Below are 5,273 nucleotides of genomic sequence, written 5' to 3'. Positions count from 1 at the left end.
GCCCCCAGAGGGTCGGCCAGCGCGATCTTCACATCCTTGCTTTTCGCCTTCAGCCCAAAGGCGACGCCGGCCAGCGTGCCGCCGGAACCGACCGCCGAGACAAAGCCATCGACCTTGCCGCCGGTCTGGCTCCAGATTTCCTCTGCTGTGGTGCGGATATGGCCGTCACGGTTGGCAACATTGTCGAACTGGTTGGCCCAGATGGCGCCGTTCGGCTCGGTCCGCGCCAGTTGCTCGGCCAGCCGCCCCGACAGTTTCACGTAATTGTTGGGGTTCTTGTAGGGCACGGCAGGCACTTCGATCAGTTCGGCGCCGAGCAGCTTGATCGTGTCCTTCTTCTCCTGGCTCTGTGTGTCGGGAATGACGATGACGGTGCGATAGCCGAGCGCCTTGGCGACCAGCGTCAGCCCGATGCCGGTGTTGCCCGCCGTTCCCTCGACGACGACGCCGCCGGGCCTCAGCAGCCCACGCTGCTCGGCGTCGCGGATGATGAACAGGCCGGCGCGATCCTTGACCGACTGGCCCGGATTCATGAATTCGGCCTTGCCCAGGATCTCGCAACCGGTTTGTTCCGAAGCTTTGTTGAGGCGGATCAAAGGCGTGTTGCCGATCGCGTCGATCACAGAACGGGGCATTCAGGATTCCTTGTGTAGGTGCGCCGAAACCCTAGAAACCCGAAGCTGCAGTTTCAAGGCAAGAATTTGTCTGGTCCAGTCGCATTTGCGGTACTGTAGTTGCGTCAACGCTTCCCGAAACCGACCTCTTGCGCCACAGCTCATTTTCCGGCTGACGTTGAAAAGCAGCTTTTCATTCGATTTCTTCATCGCTAGAGCAAAGCACCAACAAGTCGACAGGGCGCAGCATGACACTCTACCGGGCCAACCCGAAGCACGGCGTCGCCTGGATCACGGGCGGATCGAGCGGCATCGGCCGTGCCCTGGCCAGGGATCTTGCTTCCCAGGGCTATGCCGTCGCGGTGACGGCGCTCGACGACGATCCGATCGACACGCTTGTCGTCGAGACCGCGCAGATGCCGGGCAGCGTCACGGCCTTTCCCTGCGACGTCACCGACGAGCCGCGCATGGCAAGGACCGTCGCTGCGATCGAGAAGGAGCTCGGTCCCATCGTGCTCGCCATCTTCAATGCTGGGAATTACATTTCGACGCCGGGGGAGAATCTTGTCGTCAACGACTTTCGCCGGTCCTTCGAGGTCAATTATTTCGGCATCATCAACGGCCTCGTGCCTGCGGTCGAACGCATGCGTGTGCGGGCGCGCGGCCATGTCGTGCTGGTCGGCTCCGTGACGTCCTATTTCGGCTGGCCGACAACGGCCGCCTATGGCGGCACCAAGGCGGCCATCAACATCCTGGCCGAGTCGCTGAAGTATGATTTCGACAAGATGAACGTGCGTATCCAGGTGTTCAACCCAGGCTTCATCGACACCCCGCTGACCGAGAAGAACATGCTGCCGATGCCGGGACTGATGCCGGTCAGCCGGGCATCGCGCCGCATGGCGCGAGGCATCAAGTCGGGCGGTTTCGAAGTCCATTTCCCGCGCCGGACAAGCTGGCCGCTGAAACTGCTCGCCCTGCTGCCGAGGCCGCTGTGCAGAGGGTTTATCAGCCTGATGACCAGTTGGAAGGCGCGGCCTCTGCATTACGACCGCAAGCCGCCGATCGAATAGGACGCCTGAGAAATTGGCGGGCTCCCCGTTTTCGGGCCGCCGTCGCCATGGTTGAGACAAGTGCTGCGTGGAGTCTGCGATGGGGCGACGGATCGTGCTTGCTGTGCTGGGCCTTATTGCCGTTCTCGCACTGGCCTTCGTGTTCGGCCCGCGCGTTCGCGTCGACACCACGATCCGTTTCGATCCCTCGCTCATCGGCGACGATCCGCAGGCCTATGTGGCAAAGGCGGAAGCCGCCATCCCCGGAATCCGAGACGGGCTGGAGAAGGAGATCGTCTGGGCCGATCCGTTGGTGCATGCCAGGACCCCGCTATCGATCGTCTACATCCACGGCTTTTCCGCATCGAAGGGCGAGGTCCGCCCGCTGCCTGACGAAGTGGCGGAACAGCTTGACGCCAATCTCTTCTACACACGGCTTACCGGTCATGGGCAGGATGGCGCGGCGATGACGCAAGGCAGCATCAATGCCTGGATCAACGACTATGAGGAGGCGCTCGCCATCGGCCGGGCGATCGGCGACAAGGTGATCGTCATCTCGACTTCGACCGGCGGCTCGCTGGCGGTCTGGGCGGCAACGCAGCCCGGTGCGTCGGACGGGGTGGCGGCGATTGCGTTCATCTCCCCGAACTTCGGCGTCAAGGCTTCGGGCGCCGGGATCCTGACCATGCCGTGGGGCAAACAAATCGCCAGGCTGGTCGCCGGCAAGGAACATAGCTTCGTGCCGCGCAACGCGCTGAATGAAAAATTCTGGACCACCCGCTATCCGATCGAAGCAACCTTGCCGATGCAGGCGCTGACCGAGCTTGCCTATGGCGCGCCGGTGGAGAAGGCGACCGTCCCTGCTTTGTTCATCTTTTCTGATTCGGACAAAGTGGTGCGGGCCGACCGCAGCCGCGAGATTGCCGGGCGCTGGGGCGCGCCGCATGAACTGGTTCCGGTCGACGACACTGGCGACCCGGACAATCACGTCATTGCCGGCGACGCGCTGTCGCCATCGACCACGGCGTTTCTGGCGCAAAGGATCGCCGTCTGGATCGAAGCGGTGGTGAAGTAGGCGACGAAAAAGGGCGACCGAAGCATCGCTTCGGCCGCCCTTTTCTTGTTTCGTCTCGGCAATCAGCCAGCCGAAGCTTGACTGACTGCAGCGCGGTCTGGCTTACGCGGCCCGCGCAGCCGGACGCTTACCGCCGAAGCGGCGCTTGTTGTTGCCCTTGAAGGCCGGCTTGGCGCCGTCCGGCTTGCGCTCGCCGGCGAAGGCCGGCTTGTCGCCGAAGCGCTTCTTGCCAAAGCCGTTGCCCTTGTTCTCGCCACCGGGCCGCCTGCCGTCGCGACGGCCATTGCGGTCGTTGCGGTCATTGGCCGGCTCGAAACGCTCGTTCTTTTCAGCCGGATTGCGCAGCGGATCGGGGCTGCCGAGATGGTCGGCAACGATCGGCAGCTTGGTGCGGATGATGCGCTCGACCTGGCGCAGCTTGCTGTTCTCGGAAGGATCGCAAAGCGTGATCGCGATGCCGTCCATGCCGTTGCGGCCGGTACGGCCGATGCGGTGGACGTAGCTCTCGGCTTCATCAGGCAGATCGAAATTCACGACATGGCTGATGCCGGGTACGTCGATGCCGCGCGCCGCGATGTCGGTCGCCACCAGAATGCGCACCGAGCCGTCGCGGAAATCGTTCAGCGCTTTCTGGCGGGCGTTCTGCGACTTGTTGCCGTGAATGACGGCGGCCTTGAAGCCATCGCGCTCGAGGTCCTTGGTCACCCTGTCGGCGCCATGCTTGGTGCGCGAGAAGATGATGACGGACTTCATCGTCTCATCGGCGAGCATCGTCGACAGCACCTGGCGCTTCTGCTTGGTGCGGGCAAAGACGACGCCTTGCACGATCTCGGCCGCTGCCGTGCTTTGCGGCGCGACTTCGACGCGGATCGGGTTCTTCAGCAGGCCCTTGGCCAGTTCGGCGATTTCATTGGGCATGGTCGCCGAGAACAGCACCGTCTGACGATCGGGCGCGGTCGCCTTGGCGATGCGCTTGACGTCGTTGATGAAGCCCATGTCGAGCATGCGGTCGCCCTCGTCGAGCACCAGCCATTTGGTGTCGGCAAGCATGAGGTCGCCCTCACGCACCAGGTCGGTCAACCGGCCGGGCGTTGCGATCAGGATATCGACGCCGGGCGCAACCTTCTTCACCTGGCTGAAGCGCGAGACGCCGCCAAGCACGAGCGCGGTCGAGACATGCGCGCCCTTGGCGAGGATCTTGATCGTGTCCTCGATCTGCACGGCGAGTTCGCGCGTCGGCGCCAGGATAAGCGCACGCGCCGTCTTCGGCCGGCGCTTGGTGCCGAGTGCGATGATCTTCGACAGGATCGGCAGAGCGAAGGCCGCGGTCTTGCCGGAGCCGGTCTGGGCGATGCCGAAAATGTCACGGCCTTCCATCTGCGGCGGGATCGCCTGCGCCTGGATAGGCTTCGGCTCGGTGAAGCCGGCGTTGTGGGTGGCCTTGAGCAGCGCGCCCGTAATACCCAGTGCCGCGAAACCGGTGAGTTCCGCAGTGTTGCTACCGGGCAAAGTGTTTTCGTTGGTCAAAATAATCTTCTTTCACGCGGCTTCTGGCCGCAAACATCGATGGCGGCAGGGCGCAACCTGCCGTCGAACAAATTTTCATGAAACGACAAGGCGGGCGGACGGGTTCGTCCACTCGGCTGCGCTGTCGTGCCCGCAGGCATCATGCCACGGGGCTTTTTCGCCGCTTTGTGATTTACCGGAAAAAGGGCCGATATACCGGAAAGAGGGAAAACAGACGCAACCAGTCTCATTCGTCGAGAAGGCCGGATAAGTCCCGGCCCAAGCGCCTATGCCGCCGCATATGGCCCAGTTCGCCACCAAATGCAAGGGGGCTCATGTTGCAGCGCAGCAAAATCGACGGAGCAAGCGGCGCTTGCGCTCGCTTGCCGGCACGATTACCACGAAATGCCGCTGGCTTGGGAGGTAATCGATGAAGGACGTGCTGAAGGAACTCGAGCGCCGCCGCGAGATCGCCCGCATGGGCGGCGGCCAAGCGCGCATCGACGCCCAGCACAAGAAGGGCAAGCTCACCGCGCGCGAACGCATCGAGGTGTTTCTCGACGAGGGCTCGTTCGAGGAGTTCGACATGTATGTCGAACACCGCTCGACCGACTTCGGCATGGAGAAGACCAAGATCGCCGGCGACGGCGTCGTCACCGGCTGGGGCACGGTCAACGGCCGCCCGGTCTATCTCTTCGCCAAGGATTTCACCGTGTTCGGCGGCTCGCTGTCGGAAGCGCATGCCGAGAAGGTCATCAAGGTACAGGAGATGGCGCTGCGCAACCGGGCGCCGATCATCGGCCTCTACGATGCCGGCGGCGCGCGCATCCAGGAAGGCGTCGCGGCACTCGGCGGCTACGCCGAGATCTTTCAACGCAACGTGCTGGCCTCAGGCGTCATCCCGCAGATTTCCGTCATCATGGGTCCATGCGCCGGCGGCGACGTCTATTCGCCTGCCATGACCGATTTCATCTTCATGGTGCGCGACACCTCCTACATGTTCGTCACCGGGCCGGATGTGGTGAAGAC

At 63.1% G+C, this 5,273-nt stretch carries 5 protein-coding genes; 3 read left to right on the top strand and 2 right to left on the bottom strand.

The window, feature by feature from the left end; all coding sequences use genetic code 11:
• A partial coding sequence (locus EN949_RS32750; RefSeq protein ID WP_127371913.1) for a pyridoxal-phosphate dependent enzyme occupies positions 1-635 on the bottom strand: 635 nt, incomplete at its 3' end.
• Positions 636-862: 227 nt separating this feature from the next.
• On the opposite strand from EN949_RS32750, the gene EN949_RS32745 reads away from it, so the two are divergent.
• Entirely contained in the window at positions 863-1,684 is an 822-nt protein-coding gene (locus EN949_RS32745; RefSeq protein ID WP_024505081.1) for an SDR family oxidoreductase, read from the top strand.
• Positions 1,685-1,763: 79 nt separating this feature from the next.
• Entirely contained in the window at positions 1,764-2,738 is a 975-nt protein-coding gene (locus EN949_RS32740) for an alpha/beta fold hydrolase (protein WP_013531457.1), read from the top strand.
• A 102-nt stretch (positions 2,739-2,840) separates the two neighbouring features.
• Here the strand turns inward: EN949_RS32740 and EN949_RS32735 are convergent, their stop codons facing one another.
• Positions 2,841-4,265, bottom strand: a complete 1,425-nt coding sequence (locus tag EN949_RS32735; RefSeq protein WP_013531456.1) for a DEAD/DEAH box helicase — start codon at positions 4,263-4,265, stop codon at positions 2,841-2,843.
• A gap of 409 nt (positions 4,266-4,674) precedes the next feature.
• Here EN949_RS32735 and EN949_RS32730 point away from each other — a divergent pair.
• Positions 4,675-5,273: carboxyl transferase domain-containing protein (locus EN949_RS32730; protein WP_281039801.1), on the top strand; the 599-nt coding region annotated here is incomplete at its 3' end.

Origin of the sequence: Mesorhizobium sp. M7A.F.Ca.US.007.01.2.1 (assembly GCF_003998165.1) — a bacterium.
In the GTDB taxonomy this organism is placed as follows: Bacteria; Pseudomonadota; Alphaproteobacteria; order Rhizobiales; family Rhizobiaceae; genus Mesorhizobium; species Mesorhizobium ciceri.
This window is presented reverse-complemented; position numbering and strand designations above follow the sequence as displayed.

Bases quoted from the DNA above. Each gene is read 5' to 3' on its own strand.
- EN949_RS32740 (WP_013531457.1), top strand. From the start codon at position 1,764: ATGGGGCGACGGATCGTGCTTGCTGTGCTGGGCCTTATTGCCGTTCTC.
- EN949_RS32745 (WP_024505081.1), top strand. From the start codon at position 863: ATGACACTCTACCGGGCCAACCCGAAGCACGGCGTCGCCTGGATCACG.